Origin of the sequence: Oceanobacillus saliphilus, assembly GCF_023522835.1 — a bacterium.
GTDB classification, from domain to species: Bacteria; Bacillota; Bacilli; order Bacillales; family Amphibacillaceae; genus Oceanobacillus; species Oceanobacillus saliphilus.
In genome coordinates this window covers 1-259 of the sequence record NZ_JALCZU010000215.1, presented here as the reverse complement: position 1 = coordinate 259, position 259 = coordinate 1, and the positions used below count along the sequence as shown (strand labels likewise).

At 55.6% G+C, this 259-nt stretch carries 1 protein-coding gene; it reads right to left on the bottom strand.

Annotated elements, in window-relative coordinates:
- A partial coding sequence (locus tag MN204_RS20960) for a hypothetical protein (RefSeq protein WP_249872980.1) occupies nucleotides 1-259 on the bottom strand: 259 nt, incomplete at both ends.

Here is a 259-nt window from a genome sequence, read left to right as displayed (position 1 = left end):
AGCTGTTGAGGCAGCTGAACTTGCCAACGCTGCATATGATGAAGCAGCTGAGCTTGCCGCTTGGGCTGCACTTAAATCACCAGCTTGGGCAGCTTCGCTCGCTTGAGAAGCTGCCTTGCTTGCTGCGTCGGCTGCCGATGAGGCAACCGTTGCAGCTGAGTTAGCTGTTGAAGTCGCTTCACTAGCTGCATTTTGAGCACTTGAAGCGACTGCAGCGGCTGATTGGGCAATGCTGTTCGCTTCGCTTGCTTGAGAGGCG